This window comes from Chelativorans sp. M5D2P16, assembly GCF_034427935.1.
Lineage (GTDB): Bacteria > Pseudomonadota > Alphaproteobacteria > Rhizobiales > Rhizobiaceae > Chelativorans.
In genome coordinates, this window is sequence record NZ_JAXQNM010000025.1 from 53766 (window position 1) to 72033 (window position 18268).

16 protein-coding genes and 2 pseudogenes are annotated in these 18268 nt (G+C 60.1%); 10 read left to right on the top strand and 8 right to left on the bottom strand.

The window, feature by feature from the left end; all coding sequences use genetic code 11:
* From SIN08_RS11550 to SIN08_RS11565, 4 genes and pseudogenes are all read left to right on the top strand, one after another.
* Complete coding sequence (locus tag SIN08_RS11550; RefSeq protein ID WP_322452148.1) at positions 1 to 1098, top strand: ABC transporter ATP-binding protein; 1098 nt, start codon at positions 1 to 3, stop codon at positions 1096 to 1098.
* Positions 1091 to 2086 (top strand): ABC transporter ATP-binding protein, encoded by a 996-nt coding sequence (locus SIN08_RS11555; RefSeq protein WP_322451725.1) that lies wholly within the window; start codon positions 1091 to 1093, stop codon positions 2084 to 2086. Before SIN08_RS11550 ends, SIN08_RS11555 begins: the two co-directional genes overlap by 8 nt.
* A 12-nt stretch (positions 2087 to 2098) precedes the next feature.
* Positions 2099 to 3721, top strand: coding sequence for a dihydroxyacetone kinase subunit DhaK (locus SIN08_RS11560; RefSeq protein WP_322451726.1), 1623 nt, complete (start codon positions 2099 to 2101; stop codon positions 3719 to 3721).
* Between the two features lie 116 nt (positions 3722 to 3837).
* Positions 3838 to 4080: pseudogene (locus tag SIN08_RS11565) on the top strand (transposase); the annotation flags it as partial.
* A gap of 368 nt (positions 4081 to 4448) precedes the next feature.
* On the opposite strand, the gene SIN08_RS11570 reads toward SIN08_RS11565, so the two are convergent.
* Positions 4449 to 5678 carry a cyclopropane-fatty-acyl-phospholipid synthase family protein gene (locus SIN08_RS11570; protein ID WP_322451727.1) on the bottom strand — a complete coding sequence of 410 codons (1230 nt, stop codon included), beginning with the start codon at positions 5676 to 5678 and terminating at the stop codon, positions 4449 to 4451.
* Positions 5679 to 6201: 523 nt separating this feature from the next.
* Entirely contained in the window at positions 6202 to 7425 is a 1224-nt protein-coding gene (locus SIN08_RS11575; RefSeq protein ID WP_322451728.1) for a sensor histidine kinase, read from the bottom strand.
* 316 nt (positions 7426 to 7741) lie between these two features.
* Between SIN08_RS11575 and SIN08_RS11580 the strand changes: the two are divergent.
* A pseudogene (locus SIN08_RS11580) lies at positions 7742 to 7903 on the top strand (CsbD family protein); the annotation flags it as partial.
* A gap of 79 nt (positions 7904 to 7982) precedes the next feature.
* Here SIN08_RS11580 and SIN08_RS11585 read toward each other — a convergent pair.
* Positions 7983 to 8348: a response regulator gene (locus SIN08_RS11585; protein WP_322451729.1), complete on the bottom strand. Its 366-nt coding sequence runs from the start codon at positions 8346 to 8348 to the stop codon at positions 7983 to 7985.
* A complete protein-coding gene (locus SIN08_RS11590; RefSeq protein ID WP_322451730.1) occupies positions 8341 to 9399 on the bottom strand; it encodes an HWE histidine kinase domain-containing protein in 1059 nt (352 codons plus the stop codon). Before SIN08_RS11590 ends, SIN08_RS11585 begins: the two co-directional genes overlap by 8 nt.
* Before the next feature lie 299 nt (positions 9400 to 9698).
* On the opposite strand from SIN08_RS11590, the gene SIN08_RS11595 reads away from it, so the two are divergent.
* Both SIN08_RS11595 and SIN08_RS11600 read left to right on the top strand, forming a co-directional pair.
* On the top strand, positions 9699 to 11060 hold the full coding sequence (locus tag SIN08_RS11595; protein WP_322451731.1) for a cyclopropane-fatty-acyl-phospholipid synthase family protein: 1362 nt from the start codon (positions 9699 to 9701) through the stop codon (positions 11058 to 11060).
* Positions 11061 to 11217: 157 nt separating this feature from the next.
* Positions 11218 to 11394, top strand: a complete 177-nt coding sequence (locus SIN08_RS11600) for a hypothetical protein (protein WP_322451732.1) — start codon at positions 11218 to 11220, stop codon at positions 11392 to 11394.
* Here SIN08_RS11600 and SIN08_RS11605 read toward each other — a convergent pair.
* Positions 11391 to 12686, bottom strand: coding sequence for a cation:proton antiporter (locus tag SIN08_RS11605; RefSeq protein ID WP_322451733.1), 1296 nt, complete (start codon positions 12684 to 12686; stop codon positions 11391 to 11393). The two genes, SIN08_RS11600 and SIN08_RS11605, sit on opposite strands and share 4 nt — an antisense overlap.
* Before the next feature lie 271 nt (positions 12687 to 12957).
* On the opposite strand from SIN08_RS11605, the gene SIN08_RS23645 reads away from it, so the two are divergent.
* Both SIN08_RS23645 and SIN08_RS11610 read left to right on the top strand, forming a co-directional pair.
* Complete coding sequence (locus SIN08_RS23645) at positions 12958 to 13146, top strand: DUF4060 family protein (protein ID WP_416208066.1); 189 nt, start codon at positions 12958 to 12960, stop codon at positions 13144 to 13146.
* Between the two features lie 38 nt (positions 13147 to 13184).
* Positions 13185 to 13637, top strand: coding sequence for a transposase (locus SIN08_RS11610; RefSeq protein ID WP_322452149.1), 453 nt, complete (start codon positions 13185 to 13187; stop codon positions 13635 to 13637).
* Positions 13638 to 13765: 128 nt separating this feature from the next.
* Here SIN08_RS11610 and SIN08_RS11615 read toward each other — a convergent pair whose 3' ends face one another.
* Positions 13766 to 15538: an adenylate/guanylate cyclase domain-containing protein gene (locus SIN08_RS11615; protein WP_322451734.1), complete on the bottom strand. Its 1773-nt coding sequence runs from the start codon at positions 15536 to 15538 to the stop codon at positions 13766 to 13768.
* Between the two features lie 134 nt (positions 15539 to 15672).
* On the opposite strand from SIN08_RS11615, the gene SIN08_RS11620 reads away from it, so the two are divergent.
* Positions 15673 to 16140, top strand: coding sequence for a GNAT family N-acetyltransferase (locus SIN08_RS11620; RefSeq protein WP_322451735.1), 468 nt, complete (start codon positions 15673 to 15675; stop codon positions 16138 to 16140).
* Here SIN08_RS11620 and SIN08_RS11625 read toward each other — a convergent pair whose 3' ends face one another.
* Complete coding sequence (locus SIN08_RS11625; RefSeq protein WP_322451736.1) at positions 16141 to 16728, bottom strand: hypothetical protein; 588 nt, start codon at positions 16726 to 16728, stop codon at positions 16141 to 16143. It abuts the gene before it with no gap.
* A 142-nt stretch (positions 16729 to 16870) separates the two neighbouring features.
* The gene (locus SIN08_RS11630) at positions 16871 to 18205 is read right to left on the bottom strand and encodes a hypothetical protein (RefSeq protein ID WP_322451737.1); all 1335 of its coding nucleotides are present in this window, start codon (positions 18203 to 18205) and stop codon (positions 16871 to 16873) included.
* Positions 18206 to 18268: the final 63 nt, after the last annotated feature.

Consider the following 18268-nt stretch of genomic DNA (forward strand, 5'->3'; position numbering starts at 1 on the left):
ATGGCCAGGATCGAGATCAGAAATCTGCGCAAGGAATTCGGCGACTTCACCGCCGTGCAATCCTCCAGCTTCACGATCGAGGATGGCGAATTCTTCATGCTGCTCGGCCCCTCGGGCTGCGGCAAGACGACGACGCTTCGGATGATGGCGGGGCTGGAACTGCCGACTTCAGGCGAAATTTTCATCGACCACGAGGAAGTGAGTCAAAAGCGGGCGAACCAGCGGGACATCGCCTTCGTGTTCCAGATGTTCGCGCTCTACCCGCACATGAGTGTGCGCAAGAACATCTCCTATCCGCTGGTAAGCCAGGGCGCGCCGAGGGCACAGGTCAAGAAGAAAGTGGCGGAGGTCGCCGGCATTCTGGGCATAGAAAACATCCTCGACCGGCCTGTTGGCGGACTGTCCGGCGGCGACCGGCAGCGCGTGGCTCTTGGGCGAGCGATCGTGCGCGAACCCAAGGCGTTCTTCATGGACGAGCCGCTCGGCGCCCTTGATGCCGAATTCCGAGAGCATATGGCTCATGAATTGCGCAACCTGCATGATCGGATGGGCGCGACAACGGTCTACGTGACTCACGACCAGCTCGAAGCCATGCAGATGGGGGACAAGATCGTGGTGATGAACCATGGCGTGGTTGAGCAATTCGGGGTGCCGCAGGACATATATGACTGGCCGGCAACCATGTTCGTGGCCGATTTCATCGGCTCCCCATCGATGAATTTTCTGCGCTTCGAATCCGTGTTGGGCATTGGTGCGGCCGCCGTCAACCTCAACGGAACGACGATGAAGGTTCCAGAGCTCCTCGAAGGCGCGGAAGGCAAGCTGGCTCTTGGAGTGCGCCCGGAGCATATCCGCCTCGATGACGCGTCCCCCTACAGAGGAGAAGTCACTGCGACGGAGTATCTGGGCACCACCCAGATCGTATCCTTGGAGACGCCGAATGGTGCGATGAAGGCGCGGCTTTCTGCGGCCGACCCGGTTGCGGTGGGAGAAAGGGTCGGGCTGACGCTTGATTCGCGCACGCTCACCGTCTTCGACGCGGAAACCGGGCGGGCGCTTGTTTCGGAAGCCAATAGGGGAGTGCTCACTCATGGCTGAAGTGATCCTGCGCAGCATCTCCAAGAGTTTCGGCGGCCAGAAGGCTCTCGACGATGTTTCATTGACCGTACCGCATGGTTCCCTGGTGGTGCTGCTGGGACCGACTGGCGCCGGAAAGACGACGACGCTGCGCATTGTGGCGGGATTGGAACATCCCGACAGCGGTGAAATCCTCATTGGCGGGCGCTCCGTGCTCGACCTGACGCCAGCGCAGCGCGATGTCGCCATGGTGTTCCAGCAATACTCGCTCTATCCGCATCTCACGGTGCGTCAGAACCTGGAGTTCCCGCTCAAATCACCTCTGCTCAAGACGCCGAGGGAAGAGATGGAGCGCAAAGTGCGGGACGTGGCGGAAGTGCTGCGCATCGCTCATAAGCTCGACAACAAGGCGACCGCGCTTTCCGGCGGCGAAATGCAGCGCGTGTCGATCGGACGCGCGCTGGTGCGCAAGCCAGCGATCTATCTGATGGATGAGCCGTTGAGTTCGCTCGACGCCAAGCTTCGTGCGGAGCTGCGTATCGAACTCAAACGTATACAGGCGCAATCGGGCGCAACGCTTCTCTATGTGACGCACGATCAGGTCGAGGCGATGACCATGGCCACCCATGTCGGCGTCCTCGACCATGGTCGTCTGGCGCAATTCGGCTCGCCGAGGGATGTGTACGAAAACCCGGTCAGCGTCTATGCCGCCAGTCGCCTTGGCCAGCCGCGCATCAATCTTCTGCCTGCTGATATATTCGCCGGTGCTCCGACTGGCGCTCGTACCATCGGGCTGCGGCCGGAACACATCGTACAGGGCGAGGGTGAAGAGAGTTCGGTGGTGCGTGTCGAGCGGCTTGGTGACCAGACGCGCCTTCATCTCGCTTTCAAGCAACATGATCTGGTGACGGTCACCGACCCGCATACCTCGCTCAAGCCGGGAGACGTGGTGAAGGTACGGCCACAGGACGCTTACTATTTTGACGCCGACGGCGCGCGCGTCGTCTAGGAGAATTTGAAGATGACTCAGTTTTTGAACCGCAAGGAAGACATCGTTACCGAGGCCGTGGACGGCGTGGTGGCGGCTTCCGGAGGCCGGCTCGTGAGGCTCGACGGCTACCCGCATATCCGTGTGGTGGTCCGCAAGGATTGGAAGAAGGACAAGGTTGCGCTGGTTTCCGGTGGAGGCTCCGGCCATGAGCCGGCCCATGCTGGATTCGTTGGTGAAGGCATGCTGACGGCCGCTGTCTGCGGTGACGTGTTCGCCTCACCATCGGTCGACGCCGTGCTGGCCGGTATCCTCGCCGTCACAGGGCCGGCAGGCTGCCTCGTCATCGTCAAGAACTACACCGGCGACCGTTTGAACTTCGGCCTTGCCGTCGAGCGTGCCCGCGCATTCGGACACAAGGTGTCCATGGTGATTGTCGACGACGATATCGCGCTTCCCGATTTGCCGCAGGCGCGTGGCCTGGCCGGTACGTTGTTCGTGCACAAGATCGCCGGTGCCCTGGCCGAGCAGGGCGCGGATCTCGCAACAGTCGCGAAAGCCGCTGAGCGGGTGATCGAAGGCACAAAAAGCATCGGCATGTCACTCGATACATGTCGCGTTCCAGGTGCCGCCAAGGAGGAGCGAATTCCCGAAGGCATGGCCGAACTCGGGCTTGGTATCCACGGTGAAGCCGGGGTTGAGCAGGTTCCGTTCTCCAACGCCAAGGCGGCGGTCGGCGCCATGTGCGAGAAGCTGTCGGCTGTCATGCCCGACGGCCCGCATGTGGCTCTTCTCAACAATCTCGGCGGCACCTCCATGCTTGAAATGGGGGTGTTGGTCCATGAACTCGCGCAATCCTCGATTGGGGCGCGGCTTGAGGGGATCGTCGGGCCAGCATTCATGATGACATCGCTCGACATGCGCGGTTTCTCGATCTCGGTCTTGCCGGCAAGTGAGGAGAACCTGCGTCTCCTCCAGGCAGCGACACCGATCGCCGCATGGCCGGGTGTTGCCGGTCTTTCGGAAGTCGCTGTCGCCCCGCTTCCCGATGGGCTGATGCCCATCAAGCCCATGCCCTCAAATCACGCGCCGACGCGGGAGTTTCTCTCCCGATGCTGCAATGTCCTGATCGAGGCAGAATCGGAACTGAATGCGCTCGACGCGAAGACCGGTGACGGCGATACCGGGTCGACTCTTGCCGGCGCCGCGCGTGCGCTGCTGGAGCGCATGGACCAGTTGCCTTTGTCCGACCACACCCAGCTTCTGCGCGCCATCGGCCAGGAACTCAGCCAGACCATGGGTGGCTCGTCCGGAGTTCTGCTTGCGATCTTCTTCGCCGCCGCTGGGGATGCGGCATCTAGCGGCGAGCCCATGGGCCAAGCCCTCAAGGCCGGGCTGTCGCGCATGCAGGAAATCGGGGGTGCGGAGCGCGGCGACCGGACAATGGTCGATGCGCTCGCGCCAGCGCTCGACACGCTCCCCCAGGGATTCGCCGCCGCTGCTGCGTCGGCGCGCCAGGGCGCGGACGCAACCGCGTCAATGTCGAAGGCGCGTGTCGGCAGAGCCTCATATATCGGTGCTCATCAGCTTCAAGGCAACGTAGACCCTGGAGCGGAGGCGGTCGCGAGGCTCTTCGAGCACTTGGCCCGGGGATGATCACAGGCACCAACCATCGCATTCGAAGCTCGACGCGCATGAGGCCTTAGCTAGCCTCAGGACCTATTAATTTGGTTGTGAGATGTGATTCACGATCTCCAATGAAGGAGGCCGTGATGAGTGCTTTGTTTCTGCTGAGCGAGCGCCAGATGGCGCGGACAGCGCCGTATTTCCCGCTATCCCATGGCGTTCCGCGGGTTGATGACCGACGTGTGGTGAGCGGCATCGTCTATGTGATCAGGACTGGCCTGCAGTGGAAGGACGCGCCGACGGCATATGGACCGCACAAGACGCTCTACAACCGCTTCATTCGCTGGAGCCGGCTGGGTGTGTTCGACAGGATCTTCGCCGCGCTGGCGATCGCCTACAGCCTCTTCCTTGAGTGGCACGCGGCCGAGGTGAAGGGCCACAGGCATTCCACGTCGGGGCCTCCGGATGCCGCTTGAGTCATATCGGTCGCCTCTGGACCCAGTTCCGGCCTGGCAGGCGACGGCAAGTCAATCGTTCGCCCAAATCAAGGCCTGTCGGTTAAGATGGAGATGGCGCTGACCAATCCGTCGGCGATCGTAACTGATCAGGTCACAATCGGCTGCTTGTTGCCTTTGATTTCGCGCGGCCCCTTTATCGCTTCACTACGAGGAAGCGGGAGATTGCGGTTCATCGAAATCATGCCCCGCCTTGACGAACTCCTGAAGCGGGCGAAGGAGTAGCGGCGCTGTCCTTCTTGTCAGCTCTGGCGGGCGAATACCATCTGGCGAACGTCGATCGTGCCGGACCGGAAGCCGGCCTCGCAATAGGCGAGATAGTATTCCCAGAGCCGCCGGAAGCGCTCGTCGAAGCCCATCTGTTCGATCGACGGCCAGGCGGAGCGGAAACGGGTGCGCCAGTCGCTGAGCGTGCGGACATAATCCTGGCCGAAGACTCTCTCGCCGGCCAGCGCGAGCCCGTGCCGGCGGCCTAAGTCGACCAGCACCTGCGGCGCCGGCAGCATGCCGCCGGGGAAGACATAGCCGCGAATGAAGTCCACGCTGCGCCGGTACTCCGCGAACAGCCGATCCTGAATGGTGATGGCCTGGATGCCAACCCGCCCATCGGGGCCGAGGCGGTTGCGGAGCTGGGCGAAATAGCGCGGCCAGTGGGCTTCGCCGACAGCCTCGATCATCTCGATGGAGGCGATGCGGTCATACAGCCCCGCCGCCTCGCGATAGTCCTGGAACTTGATCTCGACGCGCTCCGAAAGTCCGGCCTCGAAGATCCGGCGGCTGGCATAGTCGTGCTGCTCACGGCTGATGGTCAAGGCCGTGACACGCGCACCATAGGTTCGGGCGACGAATTCAGCAAAGCCCCCCCAACCGCAGCCGACTTCCAGCACACGCTGGTCTGGCGCCAGGCCGATGCCTTCGGCAAGGGTGCGGTACTTCCGCTCCTGGGCGGCCTTCAGATCGTCGGCCCCGGCACCATAGATCGCCGAGGAATAGGTCATCGAGGGATCGAGCCAGGCGGCGTAGAAGCGATTGCCGAGGTCGTAATGGGCGTGGATGTTGCGCCGTGCCTGGCGCGGCGTATTGCGCCGCCGCCAATGACCGAAGCGCTGCCACATGCGCACGAGGCGGTTGCTGCTCAAGAACTCGTTGGCGGGTTCGCTGTTGCGGGCAAACAGATACAACAACCGGGACAGGTCCGGGGTGTCCCATTCACCGCGCAAATAGCCCTCCGCGGCACCCAGGTCGCCGCCGGCCAACATCCGCCAGGCACAGTGCGGATCACGGATTTCGATGACCGCCGAAGGTCCCTCCTGCCGGCCGACAACAGCGTAGCGCCGGCCGTCGGGAAGACCGATCTCCAGGCGACCGCACTCGAACCGGGCGATGAAACGCAACGCCAGACGCAGCTGCAGCGGCAGCCCGCGCGAATGGACGTCTACATTGTCGCGATCGACGATCGTGACATCAGACACAGTCAGTCTCCGGTGATGCCCCTGTCATTCAACGTTTGCCGGTCTAGGCACGATAATTGTGAATAAGCTTCGCAGCATATAATCTGACATTCCCCAGATGAGTTCCAACATCTGCCCCGAATGATAGCCGAACAGGCCGTATTGGGGAATTGTGAACCGTTCTCGAGCCCGAACCGGATAGGGCGTACCGGCCCCGTGCGGCGGTCGATTCCGGCTCGATTTTGCCTTATTCCAGAATGTTGCCGGCGTGCCGCCAAATCAATGGCTTCGTGAGCAAAAATGACCAACTAACCCCGAACAGCACTTATGGGGTCGCCAGCGGAATGGCCGCTTTTCGGTAACCTCGTCCCGAAGGCGGACCGTCAACTCCCAGCCAAACCGGCACAGCAATTTACGGCTCCACCTGGTGGAGAATGCGGACAGGCGGCTTCGGGGAAGCAAGCCTCATATAACGAACATTCGGGTAATGTGCGGATGCTTCGCTGGACCTGAACTCACATCGGAGCGCAACCAAGGGTCCGAATTACGCATCTTGCGCTGCATTCTCTCGGGACTCTGATTTTAATCGGTAGTCGTCGGCGCAGCGCTTCGGCAGAGCTGCGGAAAACGTCGTCCCCCGTTCCTGTGCTGAATCCACCGAAATCTTTCCACCGTGCGCAATTACGATCTTATGCGCTATAAAAAGTCCCAGCCCGAGGTGGGTCGATCCGGCGCTTTCGGAGCCACTATCCTTGCCACGCGTCAGGGACTCGAAAATCGTCTTCTGCTTGTCTAGAGGAATTGGGTCGCCCTCGTTGTGCACGGAGATCAGAACCCGGTCCCCCTGGTCGGTGATCGTGACAGTTATGGCGCTGTCGCTGGGGCTGTATTGGAGAGCGTTTCCAATCAGGTTCGAAAACACCTGTCCCATCTTGGACCTGTCCCACTCGCCCTGCGTATCGCCCTCGATTTCGATCTCGATCCGCTTGCCCCCAGAAAGCGTGCGCATCTCTTCAACGAGCTGCGTGCCAAGCTCCCCCATTTTCATGGGCGTTCGGACGAGTGGCAATTCCGAACCGAAGGCAGAGCGCGTAACTTCAAGAAGATCATCGAGAATGAAAATCGCCCGTTCCATCGATAACGCGATCTGGCCCGAAAGCATGCTCTCCTTGCTGTCGGCCACGCCGCGCTTGACAATCGATCTCGCGGCCATCAAGGCGGCCCCGATCGGATTTCGCAGATCGTGCCCCAGTACGCCGAGGAATAGGTCCCGGGACTGATCGACCGTTTTCGTATACTCGGCGACCGACTCCGTCATGGCCTGGTCGATTGCCTCATTGAAACGGGTCACATCTTCAAGGTCGGTCGCGGAGAGGACCTGGCTGGAGGCCGCCCACAGCTTCGCGACACTTGCCCGCAACGCACGGTATTCCGAGACCATCTGATCGATGTTGAAGCCGTCGGACAGTCTTAGCGAAGCATGAATTTCTGCCGCACTCCGGGCAAACTCGCCGTGTTCGACACCGAGGCCACGAGACTTTCGGACCTGCTCATTTTTGGATTGGGGAGATTCAAGATCATCGGCGATGAATTTGAGAAGCTCGACTATGTGGTCCTTCAGGGCGAACTTCGTCATGCTGTCGCTGGCTGGCGTACGCGTTTGCGCAAACTTTACCCACTCCGCGACGATCGGGTCGACGTTTGCACGGATAAAATCCGCGAGCCGCATAGGCTCGGTCTGGTGCTTCGCAGTGTCTGGATCAGGCACGGTGGCTCACTTCCTCAACAGATGCGCACTTCCGCAGTTGTCATATATTCCCCGCGATGGTTGCGGAGCCAGTGCAGCGAGGGCGAGTACTGGCTTGGCAGTTCCCGGGGAAGCCTAGTGAAAAAAGGGGCGCTCCGCTAGTTGTACCGTCCGTTGCGGCGCAGGGCAGCGGAGACAGGAATTGTGGCGATGCAACGCATTAAAGCATAGTCACCGGGTATGATCGGGGCATCCGACTTCGTCCAAATTGGCGCCAAGCAGTTGTTCATGCGACGAGATCGTGGGTCTGCTCTGAGAGGACAAGGACGAGGCAAAAGGCAGTGCGAAGAAAGTTCGCGGTAACGTGAAAGAAGCTCTTGGGAAGGGCGCGGGTAATGACAAACTCCGCGCTGAAGGCAAGGCGGACGAGGCAGAGGGCACGGTTCAAAAAGGCGTAGGCAGAGCCAAGGACAAGGTCCGGAACGCCCTGAAGCGCTGAGCAGTGACACCTGATGGCGGTACGATACCCCACAGCCGCCGGCTACGGGCGAAGGGCTTCGACTGAGCGCCCGGTGCGATTAGCGAGAGAGAAGGCGCGTGAGGATGGCGGTCAGTTCCTCGAAGCTGAACGGCTTGCGAAGAACCGGTGTGTTGGCGGAGTCTATCCTCATGCCATGGCCGTTATTGCCAGTGCAGTAGACGAACGGCACGCCGCGTGCGGTCAGCGTGTCGGCTACCTTGAGGCTATCGTCGCCATTCAGGTTCATGTCCAGCATCGCCGCGTCGAAGACATGCTCTTCGATCGACGCGAGGGCTTTATCGATCGTGGCGGCGGCGGTCACGGACTCGCACCCGAGGTCGGCCAGCATGTCTTCGATCATCATGAGGACCAGCATTTCATCCTCGACGACGAGGACGCGGCGGCCGGAGAGTAAATCATCCATTGAGCGGTTCCGATGCGGCGGGAATGTCCATGGTGCAGACCAATCCTTCCTTACGATAGTCGAGATGCACGAGACCCTCCAGTTCGTGAGCCACGCCGCGCTCGATCACGCGAGAGCCGAACCCTTTGCGTATGGGCGCGGCGACCGGCGGGCCATCTTTCTCTCGCCATATCAAGGACAATCGGGGTCCATTCGCTCCCGATTCGACCTTCCACTCGATATGGATTGAGCCTGTAGCGTTGGAGAACGCGCCGTACTTCACGGCATTGGTTGCAAGTTCGTTGAACGCGATCCCAAGCGCCAAGGCCGCTTTCGGCGGGAAGCGGATGTTCTCGCCCTTGATCGTAACGCGCTCCGCGCGGCCATCCGCGATTCCGAACGGCTCGAGGGCGTCGTTGAGCACGTCCACCAGCCCTGCGCTTTCCCAGTTTTCCCGGGTCAGCAGATCGTGCGACCGGGAAAGCGCGAACAGCCGGGTTTCGATCGCTTCCCGGAACACCTGGGGATCGGAATTCGTTCGCGATGCCTGCCAGACGAGCGACTGCACCGTTGCCAGCGTGTTCTTTACGCGGTGATTCAACTCGTCGATGAGCATCTTGGATTCGATCTGCTCCTCCTTGTGTCTTGTGACATCGACAAAGGAGGCGAAATACTGGACGATCTCTCCATCCTGGTCGCGGACCGGACTAATGAAGACGACGGCCCAGAAATCGCTGCCATCCTTGCGGCGATATTGGATTTCCGCGCCTCCCTCCGCATGCGCCTTGAACTCGCTCTCGATCTTCGCCAGCGCCGCGGCATCTGCGCCGCGCTCCATCAGGAAATTGAAGTCCTGGCCGAGCACCTCTTCCCTGTCGTATCCGGTCAGGGCGAGAAAAGCATCATTGGCGAAGATGATCGGATGGCCGGGTCCCTTCGCGTCCGTGAACACCATCGCCATCCGTGTTTGATCGGCGGCGACGACGAACGGGCCGAGTTCGTGCCGAAAGCTCTCGACATTGGCTTCGGCGGCCTTTTGCCCTTCGGACTTGTCGACTATCTTTTTCGCCATACTTGGAATGTGATCCGGGAAACGAGCAATTACGTAGATCGATGGCCTTAAAGGCCGACAGAAGTAGACACCTTGCGCGGACCGTCAGCACAAATTGTGTGGCGGCGATGGGAACGTGGTCGCTGATCCCGCACGGATGTCGGCAAAATTAGATCGCCGGCGGCGGCAGGTAGTCCGATTACTGTTCCGACATGCCCGAAACGAACAACCGCTCTCCACCCGTTTCGCGTCGTGGCCGTCGTGCAGCGCAATGCGGAGCCGACGTTGCACCTTGCGCGGCCGCGCTCCAACTTGAGTCAATGGTCGACGGCCTCTTTCGTTCCAGTCAAACCAACAATTGCTGCGTGCTGAATTTGCTTCGCAGGACATTTGACTTTCCGCCGCACGCGATCGCGCTAAAATTCGCGATCAACCTGGAGGATCGCCACATGCTGTTTCCCGTCATCCTCAAATCTACCATCCGCACTGGCAGCCTGCGGTTGATCGATGGTGCGGGAAGAACTCACGTGTATGGCGATGGCACCGCGCCCCACTGTACCGTTCGGCTGCGCGCTCGCCATCTTGACTACACGCTTGCCTTGAATCCGGAGCTCTCGATCGGCGAAGCCTACATGAATGGCCTGCTGACCGTCGAGGACGGGACGCTCTACGATCTCCTTGAGATTGCTGCACGAAACCTCCAAAATTTCGATAAGATGCCTTGGTTCTCCTTGCTGTCGCGTATGATGCGACGGCTCAAGCAGTACAATCCGATCGATCGGGCGCGCCGCAATGTCGCCCATCACTACGATCTATCGGACCAACTCTATGATCTCTTCCTCGACAGCGACCGTCAGTATTCCTGCGCCTATTTCATCAATGCCAGCGACAGCCTGGAGACGGCACAGGAGAACAAGAAGCGCCATATCGCGGCAAAGCTGCTGCTCGATCGGCCGGGCCTCAACGTACTGGATATCGGCTCAGGTTGGGGAGGGCTGGGCCTGTATCTGGCCGAAGAAGCGGGCGCTGACGTTACCGGTGTCACACTGAGCGTCGAGCAGCACAAAAAATCCGAGGCGCGGGCGGCGGCAGCCGGCCTTGCCGATCGAGCCCGCTTTCAACTGCGCGACTACCGCCAGGTGGCCGGCGAGTATGATCGCATTGTCTCAGTCGGCATGTTCGAGCACGTGGGCAAGAAGAACTATGACGAGTTCTTTGCCAAGCTCAACGGCCTGCTCAGGGAAGATGGTGTTGCGCTGCTGCATGCAATCGGGTTTTCGGATGCACCGGGCCCGATAAACCCGTTCATCCGCAAATACATCTTTCCGGGTGCCGACCTGGCATCCTTGTCGGAAGTCTGCTCAGCCGCTGAGCGCTCGGGCCTGATCGCCACCGACGTCGAGATCCTCCGCCTTCACTACGCGGAAACTCTCCGTCACTGGCGCAGGCGCTTTATGGCCAATCGGCAGCGCGTCGCGGCGCTCTACGACGAACGGTTCTGCCGCATGTGGGAGTTCTATCTTGTCTTGTGCGAGATCGGATTCCGCTTTCGCTCCATGATGGTCTTCCAGATACAGCTTGCAAAGCAATCCGACACTGTTCCGCTAACGCGTGATTACATGGTGGATTGGGAGCGAGAGCACATGCCGGCGCCGCGTCGATATACGCGAGCGGCAGAGTAAGGCGGCGGAGGATGCCACGACGTGCGTGCAACCAGCACTTACCGATGCAGGCGCAGTGTAAGGACAACGATGTCGATTCTGGAGAAAGTCCGCTTTCAGCGGCCATGATCGCCGCCGGCAGCGGCTTTGGGCCGACGCTTGTTGCAAACTTCATCGATTGCGGACGGTCCGCGATCCGCTTCTGGGCAACATGGGCGAGTTCGTTGGTCTCGTCGACCTCTTCGGCCACGGCGGCTTTACCATCGAGAAGGATGGAACCGTCACGATCGAAAACGGGGGTTATGACTACAGATGGCTTCGCATTCCGCGCGCCAACGAGGGTACCCCGGTCTAAGGACCTGTCCGCCCGATCGCGGGCGGCCGCCGACGCGGTGATCCGGTCGCGCTGCGCGTTGACGTCCGGTAACGATCGAGACGGCTCATGATCGGGGTGACCGCGATCCCGTGGATGACGATCGAAACGAGGACCACGCAACAGACCGTGACCCAGATCACCTGCGCCTCGTCGAATTCGGCCTGACCCAGGGCATAGGCGACATAGTAGAACGAGCCGAGGCCGCGGATGCCGAAGAAGGAGATCGCCAACCTCTCGTGATAAGGTGCAGGATGACCCGCAAGGCTGATCCAGCCGGAAAGTGGTCGCAGGACAAGCAGGATCAGCACGGCAACAAGTATGACCGGCCAGCTCAGCGCATTGAAAATCGTGCCCTCGGCAATGGCGGCACCGAAGCAGACCAACAGCACCATCATGACCAGCCGTTCGATCTGCTCGGCAAAGCTATGCAGGTTGCGATGGTAGCGGTGTCGCCGTTCGACTGCCCGGAAAGCCACCGCAGCGACAAAGACCGCGAGGAAGCCGTAGCCATTGGCCAGCTCGGTTGTGCCATAGGCAAGGCATGTAATGCCGAGCGCGGCAAAACCGTCATTGGACTTGGCGAGTGCCGCTCGGTTCGGCAGGCGGAATGTGAGATGCCCCATCACCCATCCGCCGATCCAGCCGATGGCCACGCCTGCACCGACTTTCCAGATGACATCGACAAGCAGCCAGTCGGCGAAAAAGGGTTCGCCCGAAACCTGCGAGAGCGCGATCGCGATAGCCAGGTAGACGAATGGAAAGGCGGCACCGTCGTTGAGGCCCGCTTCCGAGGTGAGCGCAAAGCGCACCTCATCCTCCTCACCGGACTGAGGCGGCCCAACTTGTACGTCGCTCGCCAGGACTGGGTCGGTTGGCGCCAGGGCAGCGCCGAGAAGAAGGGCGGCGGCAATGCCCAATCCGAGGACGGCCCACCCAAGCAGCGCGACGCCCGCGATGGTGATCGGCATGGCAATGAAAAGGAGGCGCCATGTCATGCCCCAATTGCGCCAACCGATCGGCCGATCCAGTTTCAGCCCGGCGCCCATGAGGGAGACGATAACGACAAACTCCGTCATCCGTTCTGTGATGTATCGGTTCTCGAGCGGATTCACCCAGTCATTCGGCAGAAGCGGCGACCAGGTCAGCAACACCCCCGTGCCGATGCAGACCATGGGCAGGGATAGCGGCAGCTCCTTCAGCAGAAGGGGCAGCCAAGCGGTGAGGAGAACGACGGCGCCAAAAATGGCCAGGAAAACGGCATACCAATCCACCTACGTCCACATCTCCCGTTGCCGTCCGGCTCTATCGCCTTGGACCGACGTCCTGCCTTCGCTCCAGGCTGCCAAGCTCCTGAGGAGCGAGTGTCGTCGACGAACGCTAGCGTGATCATGACATTGAGAACGTCCGCGCACCATAGTGGAATGCATCCACCTCACCTACAGCGGCCATTGGATCTGCACCCTCCGGCGCAGACTTGAGCGTTTCTTGACACTTGCAGCGCCCCGTCAGCGAGACGGCGTTGCGACGAAAATCCCATCTCGAATGGAGGCATGTCAGTTGCTCATCCGTTCGAGGGCTGCGTGTGCCCACCGGTCGGCCGCGCCAACTTTCGGTCGGCAGCTATCGCGCCGACAAATGAGCCACGCTGATAGAAGTACAAGTCAACGCGTGGAAGTCGTATCTAGAGCGTCTTCGAAGAAGGCGGAGTCGGTTTTGGGATTCAGGCGATAGGTTTTGTCTGATTCATTTCTCCTAGTGATTTGCGGGAGGTGATGATGACCAGGAGCTTGAGCGCTGACCTTCGCGGGCGCGTGATTGCGGCCATTGAAGATGGTGTGTCGACGCGGGAGGCGGCGCGGCCCTTCCGGATCGGGATTTCGACGGCCGGGAACTGGTATCGCCGCTATGGCGAGACCGGCGAGACACAAGCGCGCAAGCAAGGCCAGCCGCCGCGTTCGAAGCTCGACGCGCATGAGGCCTTCATGCTCGGCCTCATCGAGGAGACGCCGGACATCACGCTTGCCGAGATCGGTGCGCGGTTGGCTGCCGAGCGCGGCGTGCGGCCGGCGCCGTCGACGGTCTGGCTGTTCCTGGACCGGCGCAGCATCACATTCAAAAAAGTCGGCGCACGCCGCCGAGCCTGGTTCGCCGGCCACCTCGATCTCAACCCAAAGAAACTGAACTTCATCGACGGTGTGGCGGATAGGCAATCAATCCAGTGAATCGATTGCCCGCCGAACGCGGCCTCGACGAAGATGGCGCGATTGTGCGGGCGCAGCCTGCGCGGCGCGCCTCTACTCGTGCGAGCGCATCTGTCCGGTAAGCATGGCCTCGTTGGGATGTCGGGAACCTAACGCAACCCGGCCTTTCGAAGGCCCTCGACCAAGACCTCCAGATCTTCAGTGTATCTAAGCGGCGGAACCTTGCGCCAATGCTCGATCGTGAAGTTCGGATGGACTTCCATAACTGCCCGCGCATGACGTTGGGCTTCGGCTATATCGCCGAGCAATGCATGACTCGCCGCCATCAACCGATGCCCTTCGGATTGATCCCGCATCCTGCTGACGGTCTGGATTGTCTTTTCGTACTCGCCGTCATGGAAATATGCATCGCCCAGATACCAAAAATAGGAATCCGGGCAGTAGGGGTTGAGCCTTATCGCCCTTTGCAGCAGCTCTACGGCACGCTTGCCTTGCCGGACATAGGCAAGGCAGTCGCCCGCCTCCGCCAACAGATCCGCATCGTTTGGATTGAGTTCCAACGCGTGCTCATAGGCCGCCAACGCTTCGTCATGCTCCTTTCTGTAGAGGTGAGCCATCCCCATTTCCGAGTAGCCACGTGCATCAAGATTATCATACTCAACGGCGAGCTTGGCGAGCTCGAGCGCTTCGTTCAAGGCGCTGTCGGGGTCATTGACCCAGTTGTAACGCCAATCGAAATTGAGCGTGCGCGAGATCGCGGCATAGCTTCGGCCATAGTGCGGATCGAGGTCGCGCGCCTGTTCAAACAGTCGCCGCGCGTGTAAATTGCTCTCTGCCCGGAAACGGAAACTGAGATCCAACCCTCGCAGTATGAGTCCGTAAGCGTAAACGCTGGGATAGGCTTGCGCGGAGAGTCGGCGCCTTTCCGCCGCGTCGATGTGAAGTGCTACCCGTGATGCGACAGTGGCCGTGACGTCATCCTGGAAGGCAAAAACATCCGCCATCGAACCGTCATGACGTTCAGACCAGATAATATTCTCCGATTCAGCCTCGATAAGGTCAACGGTAATCCGAATTCCCTTCCCCATGCGCCGGAAGCCGCCCGAGAGCAGATATCGAACCCCAAGTTGATGCCCGATCTCGCGCAATGACTTGAGGCTGGCGGCCGCGAGGAAAGTCGAATGGCGCGCAATCACCATCAAGTCGCGGAATCGGCTGAGATGGGTGATGAGGTCGGCGACGATACCCTGACAGAGATGTAGGTCGGCGGGATCACCGGAAACATTCTCCAGCGGGAGCACCGCAAGGGAGGCATCGGGTGCCAGTCGGCTCGCCGCAAAGGGCGACGCAGAAAGCGGGATCGGGTCGAGGTGTGAAGGCGCAGAGACAAGATCCACGGCGTAGACCTCGACTGGCGAGGAGATGTTTTTCAGCTTTTTCTTGCCAAGCGACCGCAGCGTTAGTTGAGAGCCATTCCTCACGGTCTGGTAAACCGTGTCGCTGATGCAGATCCCTCCGGGTTCTGCCAGTTCCTGGATGCGGGCCGCCAGGTTGACGCTGTGGCCGTAGACGCCATCGTCGCCGGAAATCGTGTCGCCTATCGTGATCCCGACCCGGTATGCGAGCGGTTCCCGCCCACCGGACCATGTGGACTCTCGCGACAGCTCCCGCTGCATTTCTATGGCAAAATGCAGAGCTTGGCGGACACTGGGAAAGACTGCCACCAACCCATCACCGGCCGTGTTCACGACAGCGCCACCATAATCGCCGATGAGATTGCGGATCATCGCAAGCGACCGTGTCAGGCGCTCAACCGTTCCCGCTTCGTCCCGCTCCACGAGGCGGGTATAGCCATGAATATCCGCATAGAGCACGGCTGAGAGCCGAGAGGCGGTCAGACTGGATTGTAAACTCTTACCCATGTTCTGGCTTCTTTGAAGTCGCCACAGGTTATTAGCACATCACCGATGTCGCTGCGACTGCATAGACTTGCATCTATGTAAAAGCATCGACGGAAGCCGGTGTGACATGGCGTGAAATGGATTATTATGATCGAATGAAGCAAGAACAGAGATTCGAACTGAGGCCGGCGCGACGCGACGAGTTTGCCTTCGCCGAGTCGATTTACATCGACGTGATGCGGCCGCTTTTACTCGGCCTCAACTCTTGGAACGAAGCAGCGCGAAGGGGGGCATTGCGCCGATCCTTCAAGGCCAGCGATACCAGCATAATCACCCTCAACGGCATGGATATCGGCTGGATGCAGGTGAGCGAACGCGATACGGATTACAACATCGCTCAGATCCATCTCCTCAAAGAGTACTGCGGCCGTGGTATCGGCACGCAATTGATCAACGCTCTTCTGGAACGGGCAAGACGGGAGGGAAAAACGGTATCCCTTTCTGCTGTTCGCACAAACCGGGCGATCAGGCTTTATGAGCGGTTGGGCTTTCGTGTCATCGAGCCCGACGCCACTCCAATTATAGACATGGTGTGGGATCCCTATGGACCGCCCCGGTCTTGATCAGTCGCTGTTTCCGCCACCACGACCGGTCGCGCCCCGTACCGTCGCACCGCGCACCGTTGCACCACGGGCGGTCGCGCCCCGCGCATCGAAACTTCCCGGCCCGCCAAGCACGGCGTCGAGCAGCACCTGTTCGAACATGCCGCTCTCGACGTCCATGCGGATTGTGTAGTCGGCCTTGTCGTAGGACCACACCATGATGTCGTCCGCGAACTGAAAGTTTCCCGCGCCGACACCGCCTAGCGAGGGCTCGGGTGTGGCGCGTGCACGATGAGGCTCGTTGATCTCGGCCTTCGCTTCACTTGCCGGAAGCCCAGGACCATGGACCAGGAACAGGACCGGGCGCGGTAAATCGTAGTAGAATCCCTCGAAACTGAATCCGTAGATCCGGGCAAAGCACGGTTTGTCCGAACGAAGTTGCTGCTCCACCTGGCCTGGCAGCCCCATACGACTTTTTGGAAAAGGGCCGTGTCGGGGATCGGTGCGTCCCTTGTCTCCGGGTTTGGCTGGCGGCTCCGTGACCTGAAGATCTTCTACCACACGCCCGAAAAGCAAGATACTGGAATGACTAAGTAGTGTCTCTGCCATTGATATAACCCCCTTAGAACGCAAGAACCTCGCCTAGTCGCCATCCACACACTCGTTCTGCGCCTTGTGCTTCAGTCATTCATCAACTTTTGCTGTGTCGACCTAGTCTAGTTGAAATTCCCTCTTGATCACTTGATTCATCTCACAATCTCCCTCGTGCCATTTCAAAACGTTCGCGATAGGAAAGGCGACGTCGACAGCAGGGCCTTTGTACCGGTACGAAGAGACGCCGCAGATCGAAGTGATTGTCCGGGCCGGACGGCTTCAGCCGCGGTCCAACGCGCGCCATACCGATCGCGCGCCGGCGAAGATTGACATCGATGATGCGCCGGTAACGTCCTCCGGTGAGCATCCGGTCGACGGCGAAGAGTGTCTGCCCGACGTCATCATAACCCAGATGATGCGGCGAAAGCAGCCGCCAGCTCTCGGCCAAATAGGTTCCGATGACGTCGCGTGCCGCGACAAGAGCTTCGCGGAATCCGTCCGGATCGGCGGCGAAGGTTTCGTCGAAAACCGGCTGGATGACTCGGTGATAGCCCGGGTGATCTTCCAATCGGTCGGAAAGATCCTCCGAGCTGGCGCTGAACAGCCCACGCTCCACCAGTTCCTCGTGGAAGATATCGACGAACATATCGAAAATCGCGCCGGTCAACGGCTGCGCCAGATCGTGTTCGTCACGCCAGCCGGCCGCGAAATCGAGGAGCGTAAGCGGATTTGCTGCAAGGCGCATCTGCTCATTGCCGGTCAGCTCCGCAAACCGATTGACAACGTTGAGCGCGTAAAGATTGCCGCGTGTGCTTCCTAGGAGATCATCGATCACGGAGTCGAAATGCAGCGCAGCGATCAGCGCCGTCAGATCGGCCGCGGACTCGTGGAATCCGAAATATTCGGCACGTGCCGTTTGCGGGTCTGGTACGCCAACGATTGAATAGATGATACAATGGCCGACTTCATGCGCCACGATGTCGAAATTCAAGCTGAACGGGTGGATATCCCCGTTGGACGCGCGATGGAATCCGGTCTCCAGAAAGCCGTATCCCATATAAGCATTTTCCAGCACGCCGCGCTCGAGCACAAGTTCGAGCCGGTCGAAATCACGCGCGAAATGCCATTCGATCCGATGGCCGAAGTATGCCTCCCAAATGTCGAGCGTCCACCGGACTGCAGCAAATAGATGTGCGGCCTCGAATTCAGGGCTTTCCACCGGTATATGATCGAAATGGCCGTCAGCGTCGGGCATTGCAGGGGGAAAGACCGGCCCACGCCACGGCGGAAGCAAAAAGAAAGGACTGCCGAAACGGTTCTCCGCTTCGCCATAGGGTATCGGTTTGCCGATGGGATCAATGACATACATGCGCGCATCGGAAGGCCCCGGGCCGATCGTGCCGCTGGGCGATGACACCCTTATTGTCTCGGCGTCCCGGAACGGTTCGAGGAAGGGCGCCTGTGCAAAGAGCCGGAACCGCGTTCCGGCCATATCTCCTGGCTTCCTGCCCCCCTTCATCAATTTTATTCCCCTCGGGTGGGGCCGACCGTATCA

Excerpts from the sequence above, each read along its gene's own strand:
- SIN08_RS11550 (WP_322452148.1), top strand. The coding sequence starts at position 1 with ATGGCCAGGATCGAGATCAGAAATCTGCGCAAGGAATTCGGCGACTTC.
- SIN08_RS11555 (WP_322451725.1), top strand. The coding sequence starts at position 1,091 with ATGGCTGAAGTGATCCTGCGCAGCATCTCCAAGAGTTTCGGCGGCCAG.
- SIN08_RS11560 (WP_322451726.1), top strand. The coding sequence starts at position 2,099 with ATGACTCAGTTTTTGAACCGCAAGGAAGACATCGTTACCGAGGCCGTG.
- SIN08_RS11585 (WP_322451729.1), bottom strand. The coding sequence starts at position 8,348 with ATGGATGATTTACTCTCCGGCCGCCGCGTCCTCGTCGTCGAGGATGAA.
- SIN08_RS11590 (WP_322451730.1), bottom strand. The coding sequence starts at position 9,399 with ATGGCGAAAAAGATAGTCGACAAGTCCGAAGGGCAAAAGGCCGCCGAA.
- SIN08_RS11595 (WP_322451731.1), top strand. The coding sequence starts at position 9,699 with ATGGTCGACGGCCTCTTTCGTTCCAGTCAAACCAACAATTGCTGCGTG.
- SIN08_RS23645 (WP_416208066.1), top strand. The coding sequence starts at position 12,958 with ATGGAGGCATGTCAGTTGCTCATCCGTTCGAGGGCTGCGTGTGCCCAC.
- SIN08_RS11615 (WP_322451734.1), bottom strand. The coding sequence starts at position 15,538 with ATGGGTAAGAGTTTACAATCCAGTCTGACCGCCTCTCGGCTCTCAGCC.
- SIN08_RS11620 (WP_322451735.1), top strand. The coding sequence starts at position 15,673 with ATGAAGCAAGAACAGAGATTCGAACTGAGGCCGGCGCGACGCGACGAG.
- SIN08_RS11625 (WP_322451736.1), bottom strand. The coding sequence starts at position 16,728 with ATGGCAGAGACACTACTTAGTCATTCCAGTATCTTGCTTTTCGGGCGT.
- SIN08_RS11630 (WP_322451737.1), bottom strand. The coding sequence starts at position 18,205 with ATGGCCGGAACGCGGTTCCGGCTCTTTGCACAGGCGCCCTTCCTCGAA.